This window comes from Streptomyces sp. NPDC017448 (assembly GCF_044330565.1).
Classification (GTDB): domain Bacteria; phylum Actinomycetota; class Actinomycetes; order Streptomycetales; family Streptomycetaceae; genus Streptomyces.
The window spans coordinates 54,669-80,918 of sequence record NZ_JBIRLM010000003.1 but is presented as its reverse complement, the minus strand read 5'-3'; the positions used below and the strand labels follow the sequence as shown (position 1 = coordinate 80,918).

Sequence of the window (26,250 nt, the reverse complement as noted above, 5' to 3'; positions counted from 1 at the left end):
CCCGCGTACAGGAGAATTCAGGTCATGAGCAACCCCCAGCAGCTGCGGTACAGCAAGGAGCACGAGTGGCTGTCGGCCCTCGAGGACGGCGTGGCCACCATCGGCATCACGGAGTACGCGGCCAACGCGCTCGGCGACGTCGTCTACGCCCAGCTCCCGGAGGTCGGTGACACGGTGACCGCGGGCGAGACCTGCGGGGAGCTGGAGTCGACCAAGTCCGTCAGCGACCTGTACTCGCCGGTGACCGGTGAGGTGACGGCGACCAACCAGGACGTCGTGGACGACCCCTCGCTGGTGAACTCCGCTCCCTTCGAGGGCGGCTGGCTGTTCAAGGTGCGCGTCGCGGAGGAGCCGGCCGATCTGCTCTCCGCCGACGAGTACACCGCGTTCTCCGGCAACTGAGACCCAAGGGATCCCCTGATGTCGCTTCTGAACTCCTCCCTCCACGAGCTGGACCCGGACGTCGCCGCCGCCGTCGACGCCGAGCTCCACCGCCAGCAGTCCACCCTCGAGATGATCGCCTCGGAGAACTTCGCTCCGGTCGCCGTCATGGAGGCCCAGGGCTCCGTCCTCACCAACAAGTACGCCGAGGGCTACCCGGGGCGTCGCTACTACGGCGGCTGTGAGCACGTCGACGTCGTCGAGCAGATCGCGATCGACCGGATCAAGGCCCTGTTCGGCGCCGAGGCCGCCAACGTGCAGCCGCACTCCGGCGCCCAGGCGAACGCCGCCGCGATGTTCGCGCTGCTGAAGCCGGGCGACACGATCATGGGCCTGAACCTGGCCCACGGCGGTCACCTGACCCACGGCATGAAGATCAACTTCTCCGGCAAGCTCTACAACGTGGTCCCCTACCACGTCGACGAGAGCGGCGTCGTGGACATGGAGGAGGTCGAGCGCCTCGCCAAGGAGTCCCAGCCGAAGCTGATCGTGGCCGGCTGGTCCGCCTACCCGCGGCAGCTGGACTTCGCCGCCTTCCGCCGCATCGCGGACGAGGTCGGCGCCTACCTGATGGTCGACATGGCGCACTTCGCGGGTCTGGTGGCGGCCGGGCTGCACCCCAACCCGGTGCCGCACGCCCACGTCGTCACCACCACCACGCACAAGACCCTCGGCGGTCCGCGCGGCGGCGTGATCCTCTCCACCCAGGAGCTGGCCAAGAAGATCAACTCCGCGGTCTTCCCCGGTCAGCAGGGCGGCCCGCTGGAGCACGTGATCGCGGCCAAGGCGGTCTCGTTCAAGATCGCGGCGGGCGAGGAGTTCAAGGAGCGCCAGCAGCGCACCCTGGACGGCGCGCGCATCCTGGCCGAGCGCCTGGTCCAGCCGGACGTCACCGAGGTCGGCGTCTCCGTCCTCTCCGGCGGCACCGACGTCCACCTGGTCCTGGTCGACCTGCGCAACTCCGAGCTGGACGGCCAGCAGGCCGAGGACCGGCTCCACGAGCTGGGCATCACGGTCAACCGGAACGCCATTCCGAACGACCCGCGCCCCCCGATGGTCACCTCGGGCCTGCGGATCGGCACCCCGGCGCTGGCCACCCGCGGCTTCGGCGCCGAGGAGTTCACGGAGGTGGCGGAGATCATCGCCGCCGCCCTCAAGCCGTCGTACGACGCGGACGACCTCAAGGCCCGCGTGGTCGCGCTGGCCGAGAAGTTCCCGCTGTACCCCGGCCTGAAGTAGCACCTGGCCTGCGGTTCCGCGCATCTCGACGGGGCACCGCGCACACTGGACGAGTGAGCGCGGTGCCCCGACCCTTGTCCTCCGCCACCCCACTTGCCCCCGCTTGTCCCCGCACCACCCCGGCAGACAACGGCGTCTTCCCACCCCCAAGGAGTCATCCCGTGGCCATCTCGGTCTTCGACCTGTTCTCGATCGGCATCGGCCCGTCCAGCTCCCACACGGTGGGGCCGATGCGCGCCGCCAGGATGTTCGCGCGCCGCCTGAAGAACGAGGGGCTGCTCGCGCACACCGCCTCGATACGGGCCGAGCTGTACGGTTCCCTCGGCGCGACCGGCCACGGGCACGGCACGCCCAAGGCGGTCCTGCTCGGCCTGGAGGGCGAGTCGCCCCAGACCGTGGACGTGGAGTCCGCCGACGGCCGGATCGAGGAGATCCGCTCCACCGGCCGGATCAACCTGCTGGGCATGCACGAGATCCCGTTCGCCTTCGACGACGACCTGGTCCTGCACCGCCGCAAGGCGCTCCCGTACCACGCCAACGGCATGACGATCCTCGCGCACGACGCCGAGGGCGCGCCGCTCCTGGAGAAGACGTACTACTCGGTCGGCGGCGGCTTCGTCGTCGACGAGGACGCGGTGGCCGGGGAGAACCCGATCGTCCCGGACGACACGGTCCTCAAGCACCCGTTCCGCACCGGCGACGAGCTGCTGCGGCTCTCCCGGGAGACCGGCCTGTCCATCTCCTCGATGATGCTGGAGAACGAGCTGGCCTGGCGCACCGAGGCGGAGATCCGTTCCGGGCTCCTGGACATCTGGCGCGTCATGCAGGCGTGCGTCTCGCGCGGCATGTCCCGCGAGGGCATCCTGCCCGGCGGCCTGAAGGTCCGCCGCCGCGCCGCGAACTCGGCCCGCCAGCTCCGCGCCGAGGGCGACCCGCAGGCCCACGCGATGGAGTGGATCACCCTCTACGCGATGGCCGTCAACGAGGAGAACGCGGCGGGCGGCCGCGTCGTCACCGCCCCCACCAACGGCGCGGCGGGCATCATCCCGGCCGTACTGCACTACTACATGAACTTCGCGGCGGGCGGCTGCACCGAGGCGGAGAAGGAGGACAGCGTCGTGCGCTTCCTCCTCGCGGCGGGCGCGATCGGCATGCTGTTCAAGGAGAACGCCTCCATCTCCGGCGCCGAGGTCGGCTGCCAGGGCGAGGTCGGCTCCGCCTGCTCCATGGCGGCCGGCGCCCTGGCCGAGGTCCTCGGCGGCTCCCCCGAGCAGGTGGAGAACGCCGCCGAGATCGGCATGGAGCACAACCTCGGCCTGACCTGCGACCCGGTCGGCGGCCTCGTCCAGATCCCCTGCATCGAGCGCAACGGCATGGCGGCGGTGAAGGCGGTCACGGCGGCGCGGATGGCGCTGCGGGGCGACGGCAGCCACAAGGTCTCCCTCGACAAGGTCATCAAGACCATGAAGGAGACGGGCGCGGACATGAGCGTCAAGTACAAGGAGACGGCGCGGGGCGGTCTCGCGGTGAACATCATCGAGTGCTGAGGGCGGCCGGCCCTGACCGGCGCGTTCGTATCTTTCGGCGCTGTCAGGGCCTTCCTCGGCGCCGGACCGGGCCACAGGATGTCGCAGAAGGCCGGCGCCGGGCAGGCAGGGCCTGGTCCCGGGGCCGGGTGGCTCATGCGGTCAGGGCGTGACGGTGGAGGGTGGCGGATGGCCGACACCCTGCGGCTCGGACACGGCTGCCTGACGCGGAAGAGCAGCGGATGAGCCGACGACGAGCCCCTGGAGCGAAGGAGCGGTGAAGCCGGCGACCGGCGCACCGGCAGCGGTTCAGCGGGTGAGGCTCCGGCGGGTCACCGGTCTGAAGCATCCTTACGGGGCGGTGGGCCCACGTCGGAGTGCCGGCCCGGACGGACGGCCGCGTGGCTCTGTCCGGGGCCGGGGCCCTGTCGGGCCGCGAGGGCGTCGGCGACGGCGCCGGTGACCAACGCGTAGACGCTCTTGTGCAGCACATCGACGACGAGCTCTCCGCGGGGCCAGGTGGAGGGCGGAGCCCCGACGCCCGTGGCGTTCTCCAGGATCTGGTCGTTGGTCAGGCGTACGACGGCGAACTTCGCCGAGGCGGCCGGTCCCCGCAGCCCGGCGTGGGCCATGACCGACCGCAGCACGCCGAGGAGGGCGGCCTGGCCGAAGTGCATGGCCCAGTTCACCGGCAAAGGCTGCTTCCCAGGGTGCTCGGGCATGCCCGTCAGCCGCTGGAGGACCCGCGCCGGAACGTACGAATCGGGCCGTCCCGTGACGGCTTGCTCAAGTTTCTCGCCGAGGGTCATGGCCACACCTCCGGCGAGGCCCGCGATCAACCCCTGTCGCACTGCTCTCTTGATCATGCGCCGCCGAGTACCCGCACCCGTCCCCCTGACTCGTCCCTTCACGCGAAGCGCCGTCCGGGCCCCGGCCTGTTCACCCGGATGCCGCGGGCGGCGGCTCGCCGCCACGTGAACGGGTAGGCGTACCGGGCGGCAGACGCCGCTCGTACCAGGAGGCGGCCTTCATGAACGCATCGGTCCACCGACGTCCAGGGCGCCCGGCGCCGCCCGCCGCCCGCAGGTCGCTGCTGGTGTGCGGAATGATCGGGGCGGCGGTGATGGCGGCGGTCGACGAGATCGTCTTCCACCAGATCCTGGGATGGCACCACTTCTACGACCGCTCCACCAGCAGTGTGGGTCTCCTGTCGGACGGGCTGCTGCACACCGCAGAGCTGCTGGGGCTGATCGCGGGGCTCTTCCTCTATGCGGATCTCCGTCGCTCCCGCACTCTGGCACCGGCGTACGGCTGGGCGGGCTTCTTCCTGGGACTCGGCGCCTTTCAACTCTTCGACGGGATCGTCGACCACAAGCTGCTGCGCCTGCACCAGATCCGCTACGGCGTCGACATCACCCCGTACGACTGGGCATGGAACACCGGCGGCCTGGCGCTTCTTCTGACCGGTCTCGTGCTGGGTGTCCGCGCTCGCCGGTCCGACCGGGCCGGGTCGGCCTCGTGATCCTCGCGCACGGGGCGGGCCCCGGCCTGTTCGAGCAGGCGCTGGCGGTCGCCGCGTCGGCGGCTGCCGTCGCCTACTGGTGGGCCGCAGGCCGTCTGCGGCGGCGAGGGGACACCTGGTCCCGGTGGCGCACCGTGTCCGCCACCGCCGGGAGTACGGGTGTGGCAGGGGCCGCTCTGGGCCTCCCCCCGGGCACGCCGTTCACCGCCCACATGGTCGGCCACCTGGTCCTGGGTATGGCGGCCCCCCTGCTGTTCGTCCTGAGCCGTCCCCTCACCCTGGCCCTGCGCGTCCTGCCTCCCGGCGCCCCGCGCCGGGGCTTTCTGGCCCTCGCGCACTCACGCCCTGCCGGTTGGCTGCTCTTCCCCCCGCTCGCGGCCCTCATCGACGGGGGAGGGCTATGGCTGCTGTACCGCACAGAACTGTTCGCGGCCGCACAGCACGACCCCGCGGGACACGCCGTCATGCACGTGCACGTCCTGGCCGCCGGACTGCTCTTCACATTCTCCGTCTGCCAGCTGGATCCCGTACGCCGGCGATGGCACCTGGCCCTACGGGGGGCGGCCCTGCTGGTCGCCGGTGCCGCACACGCCGTCCTCGCCAAGGCCCTGTACGCGGTGCCGCCGCCCGGCACCGCCTTCGCCCCGGCCGACCTGCGGGCCGGAGCCCAAGCCATGTACTACGGCGGCGATCTGGTGGAAGCCGCTCTCGGAGCGGTGCTCGCCGCCTCCTGGTACCGGGCGGGCGGCCGCGCCCGGGCGCACCGTCGACGCCGGTCGGGCACGGGGCGCGGACTGCCGGCGGCGACCGGCGTACGGTCCTGAGGCAAAGCCGTGGGAGCCGGTCCCTTCAGCCGTTCCGTCAGCAGTCCGTCTCCCGGGCGGCCGTGCTGCCCGCGGTGCGGGAAGTCCGGGCCGGTGAGAGCGGGGGCCCGCCCGTACCGCTGCCGTGGGGCGGGGGCCGCCCGTACCGCCGACGGCAGGCGGGGCGGGGGGCCGGCCGTGTTCCCGGCCCCCCGGGGCCCTGCGGGTTCCCACCGATCCGGCGGCGGTGGGGGCCGCCACCGCGGGGCGGCCCCTCGCTCTCCCCCTCTGCTCCAGAGCGGGCGCGGCCCGGCGGCCCGGTCAGCGCAGGACGACGTGCCGCTCGTTGGGCACGCAGTGCGTCATCGTCAGGCCCGCGACGTCACGCGGCGGGTTCTCGCCGAGCCGCGCAAGGCGCTCACGGTCTTCGTCCGACAGGTCCTGGCTTGCCAGGGGCTTCAGCCCCTTGACGTCCTGCGGGGCGATGCCCAGCCCGTCGCCGACCCGGCGGCCGAGGTCGTTCTCGACGAGGAGGAAGTGCCAGACCATCCTCTCCTGCACCGCTCGGTCGCATGCGGAGAGCATGCCGACGAGGTTCGTCACGAGATCGTCCCGTTCCCAGTCCTCCATGAGGAGGTAGCGCTGGCCGGCCTGCAGGTAGTCGTTGGTCCGGGGGATGCGCTTACGGGTCAGGCGGCCGCGGATCTCCGGGCCCTGCTCGTCGTGGGTCGGATACTGCGCCTCACGCAGTCCTCCGGTGATCGACGGCTCGTAGTTCACCTCGGGGTTCTCACCGTGGGGACCGTTGTCGTACGCCATCAGCCCGTCGCGCTGGTTGGTGGCCACGTGGGCGTTCTTCGCCTGGTTGACGGGGAGTTGCAGGTAGTTCGGGCCCACGCGGTAGCGCTGGGTGTCGCTGTAGGAGAAGGTTCGCCCGACCAGCATCTTGTCGTCGGAGAAGTCCAGTCCGTCGACCAGGACACCGGTGCCGAAGGAGACCTGCTCGTTCTCCGCGAAGTAGTTCTCCGGCACCCGGTCGAGGACCATTCGGCCCACCGCCTTCGGCGGAAAGTCCTGTTCCGGCCAGGTCTTCGTGTCGTCCAGGGGGTCGAAGTCCAGCTCGGGGTGGTCGTCGTCGGACATCATCTGCACGACCAGTTCCCACTCGGGGTGCTCCCCCCGCCGGATCGCGTCGTAGAGATCCTTGGTGGCGTGCCCCAGCTCATTCGCCTGGACGTTCGCCGCGTCTTCGGCGGTCATGCTGCGGACGCCCTGCTTGGGCAGCCAGTGGTACTTGACCAGTACCGACTCGCCTTCGGCGTTGACCCATTTGTACGTGTTGACGCCGAAGCCCTGCATGTGGCGGTAGTCGGAGGGGATGCCCCGGGGGCTGAACAGGTTCACCAGCATGTGCATGCTCTCCGGAGTCTGCGACATGAAGTCGAAGATGCGGCCCGGCTTCTGCTCGTGGGAGACCGGGTCGGGCTTGAGAGCGTGGATGACGTCGGGGAACTTGATCGCGTCCCGGATGAAGAACACACCCAGGTTGTTGCCCACCAGGTCCCAGTTGCCGTCCTCGGTGTAGAACTTGACGGCGAACCCACGGGGGTCACGCGCCGCCTCGGAGGAGTCGCGGCCGCCGATCACCGTGGAGAAACGGACCGCGACGTCGGTGCGCTTGCCCGCCTCCTGGAACAGCTTGGCCCGGGTGTAGCGAGCGATGGGCTCCTCGCCCCACTTCCCGTACGCCTCGAAGTAGCCGTACGTCGTCACGCCCCGCGCGTGCACCACACGCTCGGGGATGCGTTCCCGGTCGAAATGGCTGATCTTCTCCAGGAACTGGTAGTTCTCCAGGGTGGCCGGCCCCCGGGCCCCCACGGTGCGTTGGTTCTGGTTGTCGAAAACAGGATGACCCTGCCGGTTCGTGAGCTCCGGCCGGTCGTCGTCCGCGCCCGATCCGGCGCTCGCTACGTCTGTCACAGCCACCTGCTCCTTCTCTTCGTCTTCGTAGTGGGGTGCGGGGCCGCGGTCGACGACGGCCCCGGGACGGGAGCGCGGGGCCGGGTGTCGACTTCCCCGGTCGACGGTCCAGCGGGATACCACGCTGCTCCAGCGGATGGAGGACCATGCGGTGTCTCCCTCGACGGCAGAAGAGGGAGGGCGACCGAGTATCCCGGCGCCGTGCCCTCAAACCCGGGAGCCGCGCCGCCTTTGTCATCGCCTCGCCCCGGGGCTTCGCCGCCACGCCGTCGCGTCGTGTCCGAGGGCGCGGGCGGCGATGGCGCACGGGTGAGCCAGACGGTCAAGCGGCTGGAGCGGCGGCTCGGGGTGGCGCTGTTCCTGCGGACCAGCCGTGCGGCGCGAGGAGACGGCGACGTCGCGGCAGGAACTGCTGACGCTCGTCAGCGCAGGGGCGGGGAGCGCCTCCGCCCGCACCGGCGGGACGCGGGCCCCTCCTACGGGGCTGACCGGGGCGACTGCGTCCGCACCGCGTTGCCTTCCGGGCGCTCGACAGGGCCGCTCGCATCCTGTTCGATCATGGATGCCACCGTGGGCGTCCGTCCGGGGCGGGCTGGGGCGAGGGAGGGCGCGTGCTGGAGATAGCGGGCATCGGGGCTGCGGAGGAACGGATCTACCGCCTCCTGGTGGAGGTGCGGAACGCGGATGTGGACGAGATCGTCCAACGGCTCCACCTCCGGGAGAACGAGGCGGCGCTGCTGCTGTCCTCCCTGCACGACAAGGGCCTGGTCGAGCGTCCGCCGGGCGACGGCGGCACCCGGTACGTGCCCGTCCCGCCGGACGTGGCGCTGCAACCGCTGCTGGCACGCGGCCAGGAAGCGCTGGAGGGGGCCCGGCGCGGAGTGGAGCAGTTGACCGAGGAGTACCGGGCGGGGGGCCGCTGCCACGACGCCGGGCAGCTGGTGGAGGTGATCACCGGCGGCGGCGCCATCCGCCGGCGTCTGCGCACGCTCGCCTACGGGGCCCGCAGCGACCTGCGGTGGTTCTGCAAGGCCGATCCCGTGGCGCTGCGCGCCCAGGACAACACCGAGGAGTTCGAGCTGCTCGCCCAGGGCATCCGCTACGAGGCGATCTACGAACGGGCCTGTCTGGAGGAGCCCGGCATGGTCGACAACGTCGCCCAGGGCATCCGCGCCGGTGAGACGGCGCGCGCCACCAGCACGCTCCCCGTGCGCATGGTCATCATCGACAGCTCCGTCGCCGTCTGCCCGCTGATGCCGGGCAAGGCGTCCGGAGCCCGCGGCGAGCCGACCGCCGCGATCATCCGCAGCAGCACTCTCCTGGACGCCCTCATCGCCCTGTTCGACATCCAGTGGGCGGCGGGAACCCCGCTGCACGTCACGGAGGAGGGCGAGCTGGCCGACTTCGCCGGGGGGATGGGGCCGGGCGGCAGTCTCGCCGGCGACGAACGCTATCTGCTCTCCCTGGTCGTCGCGGGGGTGGCGGACAAGGCGATCGCCACCCAGCTCGGCGTCAGCCACCGCACGGTGCAGCGCAGGATCACCGCGCTGATGCAGCGGGCGGGCGCGACGACGCGTACGCAGCTGGTGTGGCAGGCCGCGCGGCGCGGCTGGTTGTCATAGGACGTGCGGAAGCCGCGACCGGGGCCGGTCGCGGCTTCCTGGTCCCGCTTACTACCTCAGTGCGTAAGCCCGTTCGATCTCCTGCGTCACCTCGTTGCCCGCGTCGTCCCAGGCGCGGACCCGCAGCGTGACGTACCCGCCGGTGCGGTCCGCCCGGGGGTGGGCGACCCGGACGCGGTAGGCGCCGTCGCCCCGGGCGGAGGCCGTCGCCGTCCGCCAGTGCTCGCCGTCGTCGTACGAGACGGACACCTGCACGCCCTTCACGGAACGGCCCGTCAGACCGTCCTGGTGGCGGGCGCTCACGTCGAAGGCGAAGGACCGGGAGCCGGGGGCGGAGCCCCGGAGGTCGGTGGCCACGTCGTAGTCGAGCTGGAGAAGGGGGAGCAGCGACTTCTCGCCCTCGGCGGGGCGGGGGGCCGTGAACGACCAGCGGGTGCTGGTGGCCCGCGAGAGGACGCCCTCGGAACCGGTGCGCTTCACGTCCAGGTCCAACGTGTAGCGGCCGGCGTTACCGCCCGCCGGGAAGACGCCCCACGCCCGCGGGCCTTCGGCGAGGACCTTGCCCTCATGGCGCAGTACGGCGCGGGTCTCGTCGGGGTGGGGGGCGGCGGCGTTCCCGCGGGGCAGGGCGTAGCCGTAGTGGCCGGAGGCGCTGTCGGCGAACTCGGGGATCCCGATGGTCAGCCGGTCGTCCTCGCGGTGGGCGAGCTCTTCGACGCCCCGGGGGATCGCCGGGCGCACCACGGGGGCGTACCAGCTCTCCGCGGTGCGCTCACCGGGGCGGTAGGTGCGCAGGGGGCCGAACATGCCGGTCCCCATCGCGTGGATCGCCCAGGTGTTGCGGGGGTTGACCCAGTGCAGCCACCGGGTGTCGGCGGGACCGCTCAGGTACTCCGTCCGTGCCTGCCCGGTGCGGAGGTACCGGGACGTCATGGCGACGTTGACGCCCTGCCACGGGCGGTAGGCCTGACGGTTCTCCGTGACGTAGTCCGTTCCGCTCGTGTCCGGGTAGCGCGAGACCACGGTGGCCGTGTTCTCCGGCCCCACCCGGTGGACCACGCGGTCGGGGATGCGCTGTTCGGAGACCTGCAGGACGTCGTAGAGGTAGGGGCTGTCGGGGGTTCCCTTCAGCTCCAGGACGGTGCCCGGCGCGCGCAGCCGCTGGGCGGTGGCGCGGGGGGCGAACAGGGCGATCGCCGGCAGCCGTGCGCTCACCGGCTGCCAGAACGCGGGCTGGTACAGGTCACCGGTGGCGCCGCTGATGACGGCGGCCGCCGCTCCCGCGCGGGCGGCCTCGGTCACCGCCTCGTCATAGAACGGCCCCTCCACTCCCACGAGGACCGCGGCTCCGCGGACGTCCGTCCCCCGTGCGCGCAGCGCCGCGTAGTCCTCGGGGCGCCCCGAGCCCGCGTCGACCACCCGCAGGCGCCGCACGCCCTGCACGGCGGGAGAGTTGTGGAGCAGGCGGACGGGGACCCCGGCCGCGGCGGAGCCGGAGACCGCGCGTGCGCCGAACGTGGGCGCGGTCAGCTGCCAGCGGGAGGTGAACTCGAAGGTCGTTCCCTCGAGGGCCTTCTCGGTGGGCGTGACGTAGAGGGACTGCCCGCCGCTGAATCCGTGCGTGAAGGAGTTGACGACTTCGTGGTCGCCGGTCTTCCAGCGGGTGAAGAAGTGCAGCGCGCCCTGCTGCACGGCCGGCTTGGGGGTCCGGATCTCCACGGGGACCGCCTTGCGCGCGTCGAGCACCAGCTCCATGTCCGCGCTCACCTGCACCCGGGGGTCGACCACCAGGCTGTAGGCGGCGTTCTCCTCCGTGTACTGCGAGATGAGGCCCTGCAGGGAGTACGTGCCTTCCGGCAGGTTCACCGTCAGGCTCCGCCCGGCCGGAACCTCTTCGTAGACGCCGGAGGTGCCCGTCAGACTCTCCATGATCAGCGGCGAGACCGCGGCCGGTTTCCCGGCGCGGTCGATGCCGCGCAGCGTGACCTTGTGCGTGACCGGGGTCTTCGCCGCGGAGAGAACGGTGTGCGCGACGGTCTGCCCGTCGGCCGAGACGGCGGTGAGGCGGCCGCCGTAGACACCTTCCGCGAGCGCGGGCGTGTCGAGGGTCACGGCCACCTCGGCGGTGCCGTGGGCGTCCACGGTGACCTGCGCGGGAAGCTCCAGGGTGCCTGCCGGGGCCGGGGAGCCGTAGAGCTTGTCGAAGGTGGCGTTCAGGGTGAGCGTGACGGGCACGTCGCCGTCGTTGGTGTAGGTGACGCTCACCTTCCGCGGGCCCGCGTCCGGCTCCAGGGAGCCGAAGGCGGCGGTGCCGGTGGCGCGCACCCGCTGGCGCACCGAGCGGGCCACGTCCACCCGGCCGGTGCCCTGCTCGTAGACCGTCCGGTCGGGTGCGGTACGCGTCGTGCTCATCAACGCGTCCTTGAGCTGCCGGGCGCTCCAGTCGGGGTGCTGTCCGGCCAGGATCGCCGCCGCGCCCGCCACGTGCGGGGTCGCCATGGACGTACCCGACAAGGCGGTGTAGTTCGCGTCCACCGGGCGGCCCAGGGACGTACCGGCGGCGCGGGCGGCGACGATGCCGACGCCGGGAGCGGTGAGGTCGGGCTTGGCGCCGCTGTCCCCGACGCGCGGGCCGCGGCTGGAGAAGCCGGCCAGCGTGTCGTCGCGGTCGACGGCCCCCACGGTCAGGGCTTTCTCCGCGGTGCCCGGGGAGCCCACGGTGTAGTCGGCGCCCGTGTTGCCCGCCGCGACGACGAAGAGGGCGCCGGTCTCCTCGCTGAGGTCGTTGAGGGCGAGGCTGAGGACGTCCGTGCCGTCGGTGGCCGGGCCGCCCAGGCTCATGTTGACGATGTCGGCGCCCGCGCGGGCGGCCCACTCCATGCCGGCGATGATGGTGGAGTACGCGCCGGAGCCGCTGTCGTTGAGCACCTTGCCGACCAGCAGGTTCGCCCCCGGCGCCACGCCCTTGCGCGAGCCGTCCGAGGCGGCGCCGCTGCCGGCGATGGTGGAGGCGACGTGGGTGCCGTGGCCGTTGCCGTCCTTCGCGGTGGGGTCGGGGGTGAAGTTGCGTACCTCGCCGAGCTTCCCGGCCAGGTCGGGGTGGGTGGCGTCGACGCCGGTGTCCAGGACGGCGACGGTCGTGCCCTTCCCGTCGTATCCGGCCCGCCACGCCTCGGGGGCGCCGATCTGCGCGGTGCTGCGGTCGAGGGAGGCGTGGACCTTCGCGTCCAGCCACAGCTTCTCGACGCCGCCCTCGAAAGCGGCCTTCTTGGAGGAGGGCTTCCTGGAGGCGTTCTGCGCGTCGCCTCCGGCGAGCGCGTCGTCGTCGATGCCCTTCCAGAAGCGCCCGGCCTGCTTCTTGTCCGCCTTCAGCGCCGAGCCGCGCAGGCTCTTGATGACCGGGCCCTTGCGCGAACCGGTGGGCGCCGCCTTGGCCGTGGGGTCCGTACCGCCGGTGTAGCGGGCGATCAGCGGGATGGCGGAGGAGCGGGCGTCGTCGTAACCCTGCTCGATCAGGGAGGTGATGTTGAACAGCTGCCGGTCCAGCTTGCCGGAGGAGATGTACGGGAGCGCGGCGTGGGGCAGCACGTACAGCTGCTCGTCGATCTCCGTCTGGGTGAAGCCGGACTCCGGAACTCCCGGACCCGGTTCGACGGCCACGGTCTTCCGGCCGTCGGAAAAGGTCTCCAGCCGCACCCGGTCACCGGTCACCAGCGTGACGGTGGAGACCTGGGGGCGGGCGGCGGAGTTCGTGCCGAGGGGAGCGGGCGCGGGGGCGGCGCTCGCACCGGAGCTGGTGGGAGCCAGGGTGGCGATGAGGGCCCCTGCCGTCAGAACGGCGGCATGGCGAAGCCGTATGTGCATCGGAACCTTTCCAGGGGGCAAGGAAACGGACACGCGGTGCGGCTCCAGAATCGGGCTCCCCCGGGGGCCGCACCAGCTTTTTCGGTGTCGCGCTTACGACATGTCGCTACTACGACACGCGGCGTGTCCCCCGTCGGCCGCGCGCCCGGCCGAGGCGCGCCCCCGCCGCAACGCCCGTACGTGCGGCACTGGTTCAGGGGCGGTCGATCGCCGTCGGCGGGATCGCGCCCGTCCGGCGCTCCCGCGACGAGGCGCCGCCCCGACAACACGCCGGGGCGTGGCCCCAGCAGTACACAGTTGGCTCAGTACTGATCAGAGAATTAGGGGCGATCAGACATTTTCGGTCACACATGCTTCCCTCCGCGCCCCCACTCGGGGTTGACTGGGCATCACCCATGGTGACGCGCTCGCCCACCGGCTCGCCTGCCCTGCCCCGGCGTCCCCGGCCCCCGGCGGAGGAAGGAGGAGGACCGCGATGGCCCTCCCACCTCGCACGGCCGCCCCGCCGGCCGGCCCCCGGGCTCCCGGCCGCCGGCTCCGGACGGGCCCGTCCCCGGCTCGGTCACCCCGAATGAGCCGTACATCATCATCCGCCTGTATTCATCAGACGAGGGGCAGCAATGAGCCAGATCACCTTACCCGCGTTTCACATGCCGTTCGAAAGTGCCGGATGCCATCCCGGCCTGGCCGAAACGCGTGAGGCCGCCTGGGAATGGGCCGAGTCCGAAGGACTGGACCTTTCCGTCCCGGCCCGCCGGAAAATGATTCGCACCCGCCCGGAACTGTGGATCTCCCTCATCTTCCCGAAGGCCACCCAGGAACATCTCGACCTGTTCTGCCAATGGCTGTTCTGGGCCTTCCTCGTGGACGACGAGTTCGACGACGGTCCGGCCGGGCGCGACCCCCTGGTGTGCGAGGCGGCGATCGCCCGGCTGGTGGACGTCTTCGACGGGGCGGCGCCCCACGGACCGATGGAGCGGGCCCTGGCCGGGTTGCGGGACCGGACCTGCGCCGGCCGATCGCCGCAGTGGAACCGGCAGTTCCGCCGGGACACCGCCGCCTGGCTGTGGACGTACTACGCCGAGGCCGTCGAGCGGGCCGCCGGACAGGTGCCGAGCAGGGCCGATTTCATCAAGCACCGCCGCGATTCGGTCGCCATGCAGCCTTTTCTCTGCCTGCACGAGATCACCGCCGGCATCGACCTCCCGGATTCCGCCCGGAGCCTGCCCGCCTATATCGCCCTGCGGAACGCGGTCACCGATCATTCGGGGCTCTGCAACGACATCTGCTCCTTCGAGAAGGAAGCGGCTCTCGGTTACGAGCACAACGCCGTACGGCTGATCCAACGCGACCGGGGGTGCACCCTCCAGGAAGCCGTCGACGAGGCCGGGATCCAACTGGCCCGGGTGGCCGAGCGGGTGCACAGGGCGGAAAAGGAACTGATCGAGGAGATCGAGGCGGCGGGCATCGAGGGCCCGACCCGAGAGGCCCTTGAGCGCTGCGTCCAGGACTACCGGGGGCTCGTGCGGGGCGACTTCGACTACCACGCGCGCGCCGAACGCTACACGCGCCCGGACCTGGTGGAGCGCGACGAGCGGGAGTCCCTGTCCCGCCACTTCGCCGCCTGAACCGCCCGTCCCGCCCGTACCGCCGACCCGTGCGCACGCCGCGCCACCCGCCCCGGGGCCCGGGGTCGGAGCACCGCTCCCCGGGCCCCGTGGAAGACTGTGGGCCGCAGCATGTCCCGGGTCGCCCCACCGGCCGGGCCGACGGCGACGTCGTGCCCCCGGTCAGCGCCTGGCCGGTCGGAACGGTCTGCCTTCCCATCAGCGACGTCCCCGGGAAAACACACATGAGAGTGCAGCGAAGAGTTTGGACCACGGCCGCCGTCACCACGGCCGCCGTGGCGGGTGTCCTGGTGTTCCAGGGCGCGACCGGCGCCTTTGACGGCGAACGCGACGAGCGGAAGGCCGACGCCAAGTCCGCCCCCGTCACGCCCGATGTGCACCGGGCCGCGCTGAAGACCTCCGCGGACGGCGGCTCCGCCTCCCTCACGCGCCGCGACACCGCCCCCTTCAGCCTGCTCGGCGTGACCTGGACCGACCCGGCCGCCAAGGTGGACGGCCGGGTCGAGGCCCGTACGCGTTCCGCCGCCACCGGCGAGTGGACCGGCTGGCTGCCGCTGGACACCGAGATCGACGGGCGCACCGAGGCCGGGCGGTCCGGCGTCCGCGGCACCACCGAACCCCGCTGGGTCGGCCCCTCCAACGGCGTCGAGGTCCGCGTGACCACCGCGGAGGGCGCCCGGTCCGGGCTGCCGGCGGGGCTGCGGCTCGACACCGTGGACCCGGGCGGCGCCCCGGGCCCGCTCGCCGCCGAACCGGCCGCGTTCGCCGTCGACGAGACCCCCGGCGAGGAGCCCATACCCGAGGAGCCGCCGACCACTCCGCCCGCGGAGGAGCCGAGCGGGACGCCCACGGACGAGCCGGCGCCGACCCCGACCCCGACCACCGAGTCGCCCGCGCCGCCGAGCCCCGACCCCACGCCGAGCACCGAGTCCCCCACCCCGTCCGCGTCGCCGACGACGCCGACCGCCTCCCCGACGCCGACGACGACGCCCGGCCCGCCGTCCACCGTTCCGCAGCCGCCGATCGTCTCCCGCGCGGGCTGGAAGGCGGACGAGTCGCTCAGCACCGAGGCGCCCGACTACCTGGACCAGGTCAAGGCCGTCTTCGTCCACCACACGGCGCAGACCAACGCGTACTCCTGCGCCGACTCGGCGGCCATCGTGCGCGGCCTGCACACCTACCACGTGAAGTCGAACGGCTGGAAGGACCTCGGCTACAACTTCATCGTCGACAAGTGCGGCACGGTCTTCGAGGGCCGCAAGGGCGGCGTGGACCGGCCCGTGATGGGCGCGCACACCTACGGCTTCAACCGGGACACCACCGGGATCGCCGTGATCGGCATGTACACCGACACCAAGGCCGCGACCGCCGCGACCACCGCCGTCGCCCGCGTCGCCGCGTGGAAGCTCGGGCAGTACAAGGCCGACCCGGCCGGTACGGTCCAGCTCACCGCCGGGGCCAACGGCAACAACATGGACCACAAGCAGTTCGTCGCCGGGCAGCAGTACAGCTTCCAGCGGATCTCCGGGCACCGCGACGGGTTCGCCACCGAGTGCCCCGGCCTCTCGCTCTACCAGCAGCTCCCGGCCGTCCGGGCGCTGGCCGCCGGCCCCGTCGCCGGGCTCGCCGTCTCCTCGGTGACCGGGGCGAACGCCTCCGGCTCGACGTACTACACCCGGTCGAAGATCACCGTCGGGTGGAAGGCGACCACACCCGCCGCCCTGGTGAAGGGGTACGAACTCCTCGTCGACGGGAAGCCCGTGGCCACCGTCGCGGGCAACGTCACCTCGGCGGCCGCCACCCTCGCCGCGGGCAAGCACGCCGTCCAGGTCCGGGCCACCCACCAGTCGGGGAAGACCTCCCTGTCCCCGGCGGCGACCGTGGTCGCCGACCTCACGGCGCCGGTCTTCTCCGCCAAGCCGTCCCTCGCCCTGCGCACCGGCACGGTGAACACCACCGCCGCCCCGGTCACCCTGAAGTGGAAGGCCGTCGACGCCGCCTCCCTCAAGGAGGTCCGGCTCACCGCGCCCGTCGCCAGGACGTACGGCCCGACCACCGGCAGCGCCTCCCACACCGCGAAGCCCGGCACGGCCACCGCCTGGAAGATGACGGCGTACGACCGGGCGGGCAACACGGCAGCCGCCTCGGTCTCCGGCGCCCCGGTGATCCTCCAGGAGTCCGCCGCCAAGAAGAGCGGGAAGTGGACCACCAAGTCCTCCAGCAGCTACCTGGGCGGCAAGTCCTACTCCAGCAGCACCAAGGGCTCCACCCTGACCTGGACGTTCACCGGCCGTTCCGTCGCCTGGACGGTGTCGCGGGCCGCCACCTCGGGGCAGGCGTACGTCTACGTCGACGGCAAGAAGACCGCCACCGTGGACCTGAAGTCCTCGGCCACCAAGTACCGGCAGGCGATCTGGACCAAGTCCTGGTCCTCCGCCGGCAAGCACACGGTCAAGATCGTGGTCGTCGGCACGGCGGGCCGCCCGACCCTGACCACGGACGGGCTGGTCTACCTGAAGTAGGGGGCCGCACCACCCGGGGGCCGCACCGTCTGCGTGCGGCCCCGGAGGGGGGCGGACGACGGCACAGGGCGGTCCACGGACCGGAACGCCGTCGTCCGCCCCCCTCGTGCTGTCGGACGGGCCGCAGGGGGGGGTGGACACGCCCGCGCTCCTCCGATTGGATGATCACCGCTCATACACGAGCATGCGTTCGAATAACGGGGGTGGCGGTATGGACCGCACACGAAGACTTCTTCTCGGCGGCGTGACGGCGGGCGCCGTGTCGGTGGCCACCATGGCGCCGAACGCCGCGGCGGCTGAGCCCGTTGCGGCGGCGGCCGCGCCGGGCTGGCACGACGTCAGGACGTACGGGGCCGAGGGGGACGGCCGGACCGACGACACGGCCGCGATCCAGGCGGCGCTGGACGCCTGCGAGCCGGGCAACAGCGTGTACCTCCCGGTCGGCCAGTACCGTACGAGCGCGCCCGTGCGGATCGGCCCCTACATCACCCTGCGGGGCTCGCACGGCTCCGGCGAGAACGAACACGACGTGGCCGACCCGCCGTTCGGCCTGAAGCCGCTGCCGCACTTCGCCGGCGAGGCCGTCGTGCTCATCCTCGACCAACTGCGGGGCGGCCACGCGCGCCGGGCCGTCGAGCCCCGCGTCTTCGACCTCACGATCGACGGCAGCGACCTCCCGCGCGACGGAGCGGAGATCGACGGCATCCGCGCCGTCGGCCAGATCCAGCACCTCCAACTCCGGGACGTGCAGATCCGCAAGGTCACCGGCATCGGGATCAACACCGTCTACAACACCGACGTCCCCAAGGGCCCGCAGGCGCCCTTCTGCCTCCACTTCGACCGGGTCTCCGTGCAGTGGACCGGCAGCTACGGCATCGCGCTGAACAACTGCACCGACTCCGTCTTCCACGACGTGTACGCGCTCGGCTGCAACGGGACCGGCTGGTGGATCGCCGGAACGGGCAACTCCACGTTCACCAGTTGCCGGGCGGAGTGGTCCGGCGGCGACGGCTTCCTGCTGCACGGCTGGGAGGGCGTCATCCAGTTCGTCGGATGCTCCACCGACCGCAGCATGTTCGACGGCGTCAAGGTCGTGGCGAAGAGCACCCGCGCCATCCTCCAGCTCACCGGCTGCCGGTTGGACCGGGACGGGCGCAACAACGACCTGGGCGGCGGCGGGTACGCCGGACTGAAGGTCCAGGACTCGGCCGCCAAGGTGCTCGCGGACGGTCTGATCGTCACGCCCGGAAGCAACGACGACGGCCGCAACAAGGCGTCCCCCGCGCGCGGCGTCTCCGTGTCCGGCTCCGCCTACACCGTCGTCAACTCCGGCTACATCGACGGCGTCGAGATCGACTGGCACGACGGCGGCGGCAACACCGTGCTCCGCAAGGGCCCCCTCCTCTGAGGAACCCGCCGTCGTCCCCCGCGGGCGCTCCACCGAAGCGCCCGCACCCGTTTCCCCATCCTCACGAGCAAAGGACACCGACACCGGTGCGCACGAGATCCCTGCTGTACTCCCTCACCGCGATACCCCTGCTGGCCGCCTCCGTGATGCTGCCGGCCTCCACCGCCCACGCCGCGCCCGAACCGCTGCTCTACGGCGAACTCGCCCCCGAGGGCGACTTCAGCACCGCCCCGCCGAACACCACCTGGTGGTCCTCCACGGGCACCGGCGCCGACTACACCGGCGGCACGATGAAGACCTCCGTGAGCCCCGAGAAGACCAAGCTGTACGACGCGATGCTGGGGCGCAACGGCGTCCGGCTGCGCGAGGGCGCGCTGTACACCCTCTCCTTCGACGCCAGCTCCTCGGCTCCGGCGAACATCGTGGCGACCGTCCAGGAGCCCGACGGGGACTTCACCGCGCCCCTCCAGCAGCCCATCACCCTGGATCCCGTGAGCAAGCGGTACCAGTGGACCTTCCGCTCCACGATCGACACGACCGCCGGCGTGGGCGGCCAGATCACCTTCCAGCTCGGCGCGCAGAGCGAGGCCCGCAGCTTCACCTTCGACAACGTCTCGCTGACGACGTCGACGCCGCGCGAGGGCTTCTTCGTCGACCCCGAGTCCAACGCGAAGAAGTGGGTGGACGCCGCCCCCGCCCCCGAGCAGGACCCGTACAGGCTCACCCGCGACAGGATCCGCACCGAAGTGGCGGACCGGATGACCGTCAAGTGGTTCGGTGGCTGGGACTCCGATGTGCGCTTGGCCGTCAACAAGTACGTCACCCAGGCCACGGCCGCCGGCCAGCTGCCCACGCTCGTCGCCTACAACATCCCCGGCCGCGACTGCGGCGGCGCCTCCGGCGGCGGCGCTGACGGCCCGAAGCTGTACAAGGAGTGGATGGACGCCTTCATCGCCGGCATCGGCAAGCGGCCGGCCATCGTCATCCTGGAGCCCGACGCGGTGGCCCAGGCGGACGTGGAGCAGAACTGCCTCACGACCGAGCAGCGCGAGGCCCGCTTCGACATGCTCTGGTACGCCAACCAGCACCTCGACGCGCAGGGACCGTACGTCAAGACGTACATCGACGCCGGCAACGCGACCTGGACGCTGGGCGAGCGCCGCGAGGACAACCCGGCGGACAAGGGGATCGGCCTGAGCGACATGGCCGACCTCCTGGGCCGCTCGGGCATCTACCTGGCCGACGGCGTGGCGGTGAACGTGGCCAACTACCACTCCACCGACATCTCCAACGACTACGGCCGCCGGCTCGCCGCCCGCGTCAAGGAGCGGCTGGGCGTGGACACGACCTGGGTCGTGGACACCTCCCGCAACGGCAACGGCGCGTACCGGATCCCCGGCGACGAGACCAGCGGCCAGGTCGGGTTCTGCAACCCGCCGCTGCGCAAGCTGGGATCGCCCTCCCGGATCGGTGAGGGCGGCGCCGCGTTCTACCTGTGGATCAAGAACCCCGGCGACTCCGACGGCCGGCACGCCGACGACTCCCGCTGCTCGGCCACCGGGCCGCAGGTCAAGGCCGGTGACTTCTCGCCGGAGTTCGCGCTGCGGCTCATCGACGGCGCGTGAGGAAGGCCCGGCGGGGCCCCATCGCGGTGGGGCCCCGCCGGGGGAGTCAGGGCCGCAGCGAGATCCAGTGCGGGTCGGGGACCGCGGTGAGGACCGCCGAGACCACCACCACCAGAACCAGCACGGCCTGTTCGCGGCGGGCGAGCCGGTGCGCGACGGAGGGGTCGGCGTCCTGGAGCATCCGTCGCCGGGCGGCCACCGCCAGCACGCTGACCACGGCCATGAGCGCCAGTTTGACCAGCAGGGTGCGCCCGTAGGCGGAGGTGAATACCACGTCCAGGGGCAGGCGGCGCAGCATCGAGACCGTACCGGTGGCGGCGAGGGCGACGTACAGCCAGATCGCCAGCCGCGCGTACCGGCCGAGCAGCGCGCGGGCCGCGACGGGCGAGCCGCGCCAGAGCCACATGGTGCGCAGGACGTACAGCAGGCCGCCGGTCCACAGCGAGGCGGCGGTCAGGTGGACGACGGTGAGGGCGGCGCCGAACTCGGGGCTGTACGCCTCCGGGTGGGCGCGCAGGGCCTCCGCGCCGATGACGACGGCGAGCGGGGCGAGCGCGAGGGCCGGGCGCCTGCTCGCGGCGCAGAGGGCGGCGACGACCAGGCCGTTGGCGATGAGGAGGAGCAGTCCGCCCTCGCGGGTGCCGTACGTCTCGGTGATGCCGAGGCCGCTGACGGCGGCGAGGAGGACGATCTGCCCGGCAGCGGCGGCGGCCCCGGCGAGCGAGGCGGTCACCGCCCAGCTCCGTACGGCGGTACGGGGGCGGCCCCTCACGGGCCGGATCAGCTGCGGGGCGAGGAGGTCGCCCAGGTGGAGGGCGAGGGCGGCGAAGAGGACGGTGCGGAGCACGGCGGCGAGCCCCGCCCCGGGTATCCGGAGCTCCCCGGTGCCGCGGGCCGCGACGCCGGGGCCGAGCAGGGCCACGAGGAGCGCGAGGCCGCCCGCGGCGCACACCAGCAGCGGCCCGGCCCACGGGCGTGCGGCCGGTCCTTCGGGCAGCGCGCCGTCGTGGGACGCGCTGCCCGCCGGTCTCGGGGCGACCGTCGTCGGGGACATGCCGGGCCCGGCCGGCGCGGCCGGGTCCGAGGAGGGTCCGGAGAACATCACGGCCCGATCCTCACCCCTGGACAAAGACGCGGCAAGCCGCGCACGGCGGGCGTTCCAGGCGAAAGCCGCCCGGAACGGCCGCGGCGCCTGCGGCCCGCCCGCGTACCGGCCGGATCAGGCCTTGTTCTGCGCGGCCCAGAACTCGTCGAAGGTGAGCCGGCCGTCGCCGTTGGCGTCGTGGGCGTTGATGACCGCCTGCGCCACCGTCTCGGTGACGAAGGGATCCCCCAGCTGGGCCATGGCGCTCTTGTACTCGTTGGCCGTGATGAGCCCGTCGCCGTTCGCGTCGAACTTCTCGAATACCGTCCGTGCCGACTCGATGTCCGCCACAGTTCCGCCCCTTCGTGATGCCGAATGTCAGGGGTCAGGTTATCGGGCCGCACGGGCGGCCCCGGCGGCCGGTCGGGCCAGCAGCTCCGTGGCCGTCACGGCGCGCAGCCCGCGCCGGCCGATCTCGGCGAGGAGCAGCGGCAGCGCGGCGACGGTGACGGGACGGCCGAGGCTCAGCTCCACCACCGATCCGTTGCGCAGCTCCCCGGCCACCTTGCGGGTGACGGCGGCGACGCGGGTGGCCGCGTGGTCGAGCGATTCCACGTCGCAGCCGAGGACGTGGGGGTAGCCGGCCCGCCGTGCGAGCCGCTCGACGAGCGGGGTGGCGTACGCGGTGGGCGAGGGGCGGAACCAGGCGCCGATGGACCCGGTGAGCCGGTGCAGCCGCCGGGCGCAGGAAAGGATCTCCTCGTACGCCGCGTGCTCGTCGAGGGCCGCGAGGTCGAGGTGGTGCTCGGTGTGGTTGCCCAGCTCGTGGCCGCCGTCGAGGATGCGGCGCGCCAGGCCGGGGTGGCGGTCGAGCCAGGTCCCCACGGCCAGGACGGTGACGCGCGCTCCGGCCTGTTCGCACCGGGTGAGCGCGGTGAGCGCGAGGTCCGGGTCGCCCCGTCCGTCGAAGGTGAGGGCGACCCGGGGCCGGTCGCGGGGGCCGTGCGCGATGCGGACGGGCAGCCCGGGGAAGCGGCGCGGGGCGGGGGCCGGGGAAGCGGCGCGGGGCGCCGCCCGGCCGGTGGCGGCGGGTGGGGGCGCCGCGCCGGGTCCGGTCCCTGCGGAGGTCCCGGGTTGCGGCCCGCCCGAGCTCCCGGAGGCGGTCGGGCCCGGGCGGGCGGGCCCGACCGCCCCGCCGCCCCGGGCACATCCCGCAGCCAGGGCGGCGGCCAGCGCTCCGGCCCCGGCGCCGAGCACCTCCCGGCGGCCCAGCGGCGCCCCGCACCCGTCCATGCCCGACCACCTCGCGCTCCCCGGCTGCCACCGGCTCCTCTCGGTTCCGGAGACACGGTAGAGGCGGGACAGGCGAAATGCGGAGATTGAGCAGTTCATCGAATGATCTATGAATCATTCAGGGGATGCCATAGTGATGCATGAAATGCCAGGCAAGTGACGGAGCACACCTGCGATTCCCGCAGCCGATGTCTGTTTAGCCCTAGAAAATACCGACAAGTCGCCTTGGCACCGAGGTCGCCCATCTGCCATAGTCGGAGCCACGACCCCCATTGACCCGGGCCAGGTCGTCATGAGCGGCCGTGAACACACCCCCCATTTCACGGCCCCCGTCAGAAGCCCCCGCAGCGCCGCACCCCGGCCGACCGGGGGCTTCTGCGCATCCGGGGGCCGGACGCGGGCCGCCCGGCCCGGCGGACCGGCGACCGGCGACCGGCGACCGGCGGGCAACGGCCGGCGGCGGGGGTCAGCGGTCGGCGATGCGCATCTCGAACCAGGTGGTCTTGCCGCGCGGCAGCAGGTCCACCCCCCAGCGGTCGGAGAGCTTGTCCACCAGGAAGAGGCCCCGGCCGCTGACGTCCATCTCGCGCACCGGCATCAGACAGGGCAGCCCGCGCGAGGGGTCGCGCACCTCGATGCGGATCCAGCCCCGGCGGCGCACCATGCGTAAACCGAAGACCCGGGCCCCGGTGTGGCGCACGGCGTTGCCGACCAGCTCCGAGACGAGGAGCACCGCGTACTCGGCGGTCTGCGGCGAGAGGGACCACTCGCGGAGCACGACGCAGGAGGTGAGCCGCCGGGCCGTCGCCGCCGACTCCGGGCGCGACGGCAGCCGGACCTCCTCCTCGGTCGGATTTCCGAACAACTCCAGCGCCTTGAACGCCTGTTCGTCGTCCATCGTCGACGTCCACCGTGCCGCGGTCGCGCTGCTGCGCGGTCGCGGCTGATCCACACCCTCCAGGCCCGCCATGCCCACCATCATGGCCGCACGCTTCGCCCCCCGGGGTGGATCCGCAGGAATCCGCGCCCCCGGAACAGGCCCCCCGAGGAAGGCTTTTGGCATATACCCCCGGCATGACGCAACCCTGGACGGCCCCGCTGAGCTGCGGCGATGCCCCAGCCCCCGAGGACCCCCCGGCGGGAGACGGCTCCGGGCCTTAAGGTTGCCTTAAGGCCCGGATAATCCGCTCTCACGGATGAACTCCCCGCGCGGGACCGTCCGACCCGACTACCGGGGCACCCGTGACGACTACGGGTCAGCGGAACACGGCCTTGCCCGGGCCCTCCTCGACGAAGCTGCGCATGCCCCGCTCACGGTCCTCAGTGGCGAACAGGCCGGAGAACCAGTTCCGTTCGATCGTGAGCCCGGTGTCGATGTCCGTCTCCAGCCCGGCGTCGATCGACTCCTTGGCCGCGCGCAGCGCCAGCGCGGGCCCCTTGGCCAGCTTGGCGGCCCAGGCGCGGGCCTGCTCGTAGACCTCGGCGGCCGGGACCACCCGGTCGACCAGGCCGAGCGCGAGGGCCTCCTCCGCCGCGACCATGCGGCCGGTGAAGATGAGGTCCTTGGCCCGGGAGGGGCCGATGAGGCGGGCCAGCCGCTGCGTGCCGCCCGCGCCCGGGATCAGTCCGAGGAGGATCTCCGGCTGGCCGAGCTTGGCGTTCTCCGCCGCGATCCGGAAGTCGGCGCAGAGCGCCAGTTCGCAGCCGCCGCCGAGCGCGTAGCCGGTGACGGCGGCGACGACCGGCTTGGGAATGCGGGCGACGGCGGTGAAGGCGTCCTGGAGACCCTTGGACCGGAGCACCATCGCGGTGTGGTCCATCGCCTGCATCTCCTTGATGTCCGCGCCGGCCGCGAACACCTTCTCGCCGCCGTAGAGGATCACGGCCCGCACGTCCTCGCGCCGGGTCGCCTCCTCGGCCAGCTCCCGCAGCCGGTCCTGGATCGCGACGTCCAGGGCGTTCATGGGCGGCCGGTCGAGCCGGATGGTGCCGACGCCGTCGCGTACTTCGAGAGTCACAGTCATGCCGAAAGGTTAACCACCGCTAACGGCGGCGGGCCCGGTGCCGTTGGTCACAGCACCGGGCCCGCCCGGATCCCTCAGGAGGGGAAGAGGTCTACTTCTTCCACTCCTCCCAGTCCATGTTCCAGCCGTTGAGGCCGTTGTCCGGCTGGATCACCTTGTCGTGGGAGTTCTTCACGATGACCACGTCGCCGATCAGCGACTTGTTGTAGAACCACGCCGCCGGCGTCTGGTTGTCGTAGCCGCCGCGCACATCGCGCAGGCCGACGCAGCCGTGGCTGGTGTTGGTGTTGCCGAAGATCGAGGACGCGCCCCAGTAGTTGCCGTGCAGGAAGGTGCCCGACGTGGAGAGCCGCATGGCGTGCGGGACGTCCTTGATGTCGTACTCGCCGCCGAAGCCGACGGTGTCGCCGTTCATGCGGGTCACCTTGAGCTTCTCGCTGATGACCATCTGACCGTTGTACGTCGTCGTCGCCGGGGCGCCCGCCGAGATCGGAATGTCCTTGATCTGCTTGCCGTCGCGGACCACCTTCATCCGCTTCGTGCTCGCGTCCACGGTGGAGACCTGGCTGCGGCCGATGGTGAACTTCACCGTCTTGGACTGCTTGCCGTAGACGCCCGGCCGGCCCTCGACGCCGTCGAGATTGAGCTCGACGGTCACCTTGGTGCCCGCCGCCCAGTACTTCTCCGGCCGGAAGTCGAGGCGGTCGTTGCCGAACCAGTGGCCCTCGATCTCGACGGCCGGCTCGGCCGTCACCCTGATCGCCCGCTCCACCGCGTCCGGGTCGGTGATGCCCCGGGTGAAGTTGATGGAGACCGGCATGCCGACGCCGACGGTGGAGCCGTCCTCCGGCGTGTACTGCCCGATGAAGGTGTTGGCCGGGACGAGTGTGGTGAAGGTGGTGTCCTTCGCCGACTCACGGCCCTCGGCGTCCTTGGCGACCGCGTGGACCGTGTACTTGGTGGCGGCGGCGAGGTGCCGCTCGGGCGTCCAGCTCGCGCCGTCCGACGAGATCTCGCCCTCCACCTCGTTGCCCTTGGGATCCGCGACCTTCACCGTGGTCAGCTTGCCCCGCTCGGCACCGATCTTCAGGGCGCCGCTGGTCGCCACCGACTCCGCCCCGTCCTTGGGCGCGATGGTCACCACCGCCTGCGAGGCGGCCGTGTCGCCCTTCTTCGCACCGCCCGCGGCGCCCTTCTTGTCCCCCGCGTCGGCACTGCCGCCGCACGCCGTCACCAGCAACAGCATCGCTCCCAGGACCAGGGCCAGAAGCCCCGTCCCGCCGCGCCGCTTCCCGCTCGCCCCGGCCGATGCCCCCGATATCGGCTGCCCGTTCACTGTGGTCGTCTCCCCTCGCACGGCCCGGCTCCCGCCGTGGCCCGCACCCCCGCGCGCTACACCTGCACGCCCATCGCAAGATAATCACACCGCGAGCGGGGTGAACTCCCCCCGGGATGTCACCGTTCCGTCCCAACTGGTCCGGAAGGCTCCCGGGGAGCTGTGCAGGTGGCGCGGGGGCGCCGGGGACGGGCTCCGGGGCCGGGCCCGGGGGCCCCGGGCCCCCGGCCCCGCCCCCGCGGGGGCCGCGCCGGGCGGGGCCCCCCCTACACATCGTCCAGCCCCTGTTACACCCGCCCCGCCCCGTGTCCGGGGCGCCCCTCTCGTCCCCGG

At 72.3% G+C, this 26,250-nt stretch carries 19 protein-coding genes; 10 read left to right on the top strand and 9 right to left on the bottom strand.

Translation table 11 applies throughout. The annotated features are described in order from the left end of the window. Positions 1-24: 24 nt before the first annotated feature. The 3 genes from gcvH to ACH4K1_RS07665 all read left to right on the top strand — a co-directional run bounded on the left by gcvH (position 25) and on the right by ACH4K1_RS07665 (position 3,227). Complete coding sequence (gene gcvH / locus ACH4K1_RS07675) at positions 25-402, top strand: glycine cleavage system protein GcvH (RefSeq protein WP_398087574.1); 378 nt, start codon at positions 25-27, stop codon at positions 400-402. Positions 403-420: 18 nt separating this feature from the next. Further along, a complete protein-coding gene (glyA, locus tag ACH4K1_RS07670; protein WP_398087573.1) occupies positions 421-1,680 on the top strand; it encodes a serine hydroxymethyltransferase in 1,260 nt (419 codons plus the stop codon). Between the two features lie 161 nt (positions 1,681-1,841). Beyond that, a complete protein-coding gene (locus ACH4K1_RS07665; protein ID WP_398087572.1) occupies positions 1,842-3,227 on the top strand; it encodes an L-serine ammonia-lyase in 1,386 nt (461 codons plus the stop codon). 311 nt (positions 3,228-3,538) lie between these two features. Here ACH4K1_RS07665 and ACH4K1_RS07660 read toward each other — a convergent pair whose 3' ends face one another. Beyond that, positions 3,539-4,072 (bottom strand): hypothetical protein, encoded by a 534-nt coding sequence (locus ACH4K1_RS07660; RefSeq protein WP_398087571.1) that lies wholly within the window; start codon positions 4,070-4,072, stop codon positions 3,539-3,541. A 164-nt stretch (positions 4,073-4,236) separates the two neighbouring features. On the opposite strand from ACH4K1_RS07660, the gene ACH4K1_RS07655 reads away from it, so the two are divergent. Together ACH4K1_RS07655 and ACH4K1_RS07650 are read left to right on the top strand one after the other, a co-directional pair. After that, positions 4,237-4,728: a DUF2243 domain-containing protein gene (locus tag ACH4K1_RS07655; protein ID WP_398087569.1), complete on the top strand. Its 492-nt coding sequence runs from the start codon at positions 4,237-4,239 to the stop codon at positions 4,726-4,728. Beyond that, a complete protein-coding gene (locus tag ACH4K1_RS07650; RefSeq protein WP_398087567.1) occupies positions 4,725-5,552 on the top strand; it encodes a cytochrome c oxidase assembly protein in 828 nt (275 codons plus the stop codon). Before ACH4K1_RS07655 ends, ACH4K1_RS07650 begins: the two co-directional genes overlap by 4 nt. Positions 5,553-5,852: 300 nt before the next feature. On the opposite strand, the gene ACH4K1_RS07645 is transcribed toward ACH4K1_RS07650, so the two are convergent. Then, the gene (locus ACH4K1_RS07645; protein ID WP_398087565.1) at positions 5,853-7,511 is read right to left on the bottom strand and encodes a catalase; all 1,659 of its coding nucleotides are present in this window, start codon (positions 7,509-7,511) and stop codon (positions 5,853-5,855) included. A gap of 611 nt (positions 7,512-8,122) precedes the next feature. On the opposite strand from ACH4K1_RS07645, the gene ACH4K1_RS07640 reads away from it, so the two are divergent. Continuing rightward, positions 8,123-9,133 (top strand): helix-turn-helix domain-containing protein, encoded by a 1,011-nt coding sequence (locus ACH4K1_RS07640; protein ID WP_398087563.1) that lies wholly within the window; start codon positions 8,123-8,125, stop codon positions 9,131-9,133. A gap of 51 nt (positions 9,134-9,184) precedes the next feature. Here ACH4K1_RS07640 and ACH4K1_RS07635 read toward each other — a convergent pair whose 3' ends face one another. Next, a complete protein-coding gene (locus tag ACH4K1_RS07635) occupies positions 9,185-12,997 on the bottom strand; it encodes a S8 family serine peptidase (protein WP_398087561.1) in 3,813 nt (1,270 codons plus the stop codon). Between the two features lie 650 nt (positions 12,998-13,647). Between ACH4K1_RS07635 and ACH4K1_RS07630 the strand changes: the two genes are divergently transcribed. From ACH4K1_RS07630 to ACH4K1_RS07615, 4 genes are all read left to right on the top strand, one after another. After that, a complete protein-coding gene (locus ACH4K1_RS07630) occupies positions 13,648-14,625 on the top strand; it encodes a terpene synthase family protein (protein WP_398087559.1) in 978 nt (325 codons plus the stop codon). A 224-nt stretch (positions 14,626-14,849) separates the two neighbouring features. Then, on the top strand, positions 14,850-17,147 hold the full coding sequence (locus ACH4K1_RS07625; protein ID WP_398087557.1) for a peptidoglycan recognition protein: 2,298 nt from the start codon (positions 14,850-14,852) through the stop codon (positions 17,145-17,147). 211 nt (positions 17,148-17,358) lie between these two features. Beyond that, positions 17,359-18,555, top strand: coding sequence for a glycosyl hydrolase family 28-related protein (locus tag ACH4K1_RS07620; protein WP_398087555.1), 1,197 nt, complete (start codon positions 17,359-17,361; stop codon positions 18,553-18,555). A gap of 86 nt (positions 18,556-18,641) precedes the next feature. After that, positions 18,642-20,180, top strand: coding sequence for a glycoside hydrolase family 6 protein (locus ACH4K1_RS07615; RefSeq protein WP_398087553.1), 1,539 nt, complete (start codon positions 18,642-18,644; stop codon positions 20,178-20,180). 46 nt (positions 20,181-20,226) lie between these two features. Here the strand turns inward: ACH4K1_RS07615 and ACH4K1_RS07610 are convergent, their stop codons facing one another. The 6 genes from ACH4K1_RS07610 to ACH4K1_RS07585 form a co-directional block, all read right to left on the bottom strand. Beyond that, the gene (locus ACH4K1_RS07610) at positions 20,227-21,282 is read right to left on the bottom strand and encodes a CopD family protein (protein WP_398087552.1); all 1,056 of its coding nucleotides are present in this window, start codon (positions 21,280-21,282) and stop codon (positions 20,227-20,229) included. Positions 21,283-21,399: 117 nt separating this feature from the next. Then, complete coding sequence (locus ACH4K1_RS07605; protein WP_398087550.1) at positions 21,400-21,615, bottom strand: EF-hand domain-containing protein; 216 nt, start codon at positions 21,613-21,615, stop codon at positions 21,400-21,402. Between the two features lie 39 nt (positions 21,616-21,654). Next, positions 21,655-22,557, bottom strand: a complete 903-nt coding sequence (locus tag ACH4K1_RS07600; protein WP_398087549.1) for a polysaccharide deacetylase family protein — start codon at positions 22,555-22,557, stop codon at positions 21,655-21,657. A gap of 466 nt (positions 22,558-23,023) precedes the next feature. Beyond that, complete coding sequence (locus tag ACH4K1_RS07595; RefSeq protein ID WP_228990081.1) at positions 23,024-23,539, bottom strand: ATP-binding protein; 516 nt, start codon at positions 23,537-23,539, stop codon at positions 23,024-23,026. A 274-nt stretch (positions 23,540-23,813) separates the two neighbouring features. Further along, positions 23,814-24,581 (bottom strand): enoyl-CoA hydratase/isomerase family protein, encoded by a 768-nt coding sequence (locus ACH4K1_RS07590; protein ID WP_398087548.1) that lies wholly within the window; start codon positions 24,579-24,581, stop codon positions 23,814-23,816. A gap of 91 nt (positions 24,582-24,672) precedes the next feature. After that, on the bottom strand, positions 24,673-25,917 hold the full coding sequence (locus ACH4K1_RS07585; RefSeq protein WP_398087547.1) for an Ig-like domain-containing protein: 1,245 nt from the start codon (positions 25,915-25,917) through the stop codon (positions 24,673-24,675). Positions 25,918-26,250 lie beyond the last annotated feature (333 nt).

Coding starts and splice junctions, on each gene's coding strand:
- gcvH (WP_398087574.1), top strand. CDS start 25: ATGAGCAACCCCCAGCAGCTGCGGTACAGCAAGGAGCACGAGTGGCTG.
- glyA (WP_398087573.1), top strand. CDS start 421: ATGTCGCTTCTGAACTCCTCCCTCCACGAGCTGGACCCGGACGTCGCC.
- ACH4K1_RS07660 (WP_398087571.1), bottom strand. CDS start 4,072: ATGATCAAGAGAGCAGTGCGACAGGGGTTGATCGCGGGCCTCGCCGGA.
- ACH4K1_RS07655 (WP_398087569.1), top strand. CDS start 4,237: ATGAACGCATCGGTCCACCGACGTCCAGGGCGCCCGGCGCCGCCCGCC.
- ACH4K1_RS07635 (WP_398087561.1), bottom strand. CDS start 12,997: ATGCACATACGGCTTCGCCATGCCGCCGTTCTGACGGCAGGGGCCCTC.
- ACH4K1_RS07630 (WP_398087559.1), top strand. CDS start 13,648: ATGCCGTTCGAAAGTGCCGGATGCCATCCCGGCCTGGCCGAAACGCGT.
- ACH4K1_RS07625 (WP_398087557.1), top strand. CDS start 14,850: ATGAGAGTGCAGCGAAGAGTTTGGACCACGGCCGCCGTCACCACGGCC.
- ACH4K1_RS07620 (WP_398087555.1), top strand. CDS start 17,359: ATGGACCGCACACGAAGACTTCTTCTCGGCGGCGTGACGGCGGGCGCC.
- ACH4K1_RS07610 (WP_398087552.1), bottom strand. CDS start 21,282: ATGTTCTCCGGACCCTCCTCGGACCCGGCCGCGCCGGCCGGGCCCGGC.
- ACH4K1_RS07600 (WP_398087549.1), bottom strand. CDS start 22,557: ATGGACGGGTGCGGGGCGCCGCTGGGCCGCCGGGAGGTGCTCGGCGCC.
- ACH4K1_RS07595 (WP_228990081.1), bottom strand. CDS start 23,539: ATGATGGTGGGCATGGCGGGCCTGGAGGGTGTGGATCAGCCGCGACCG.
- ACH4K1_RS07590 (WP_398087548.1), bottom strand. CDS start 24,581: ATGACTGTGACTCTCGAAGTACGCGACGGCGTCGGCACCATCCGGCTC.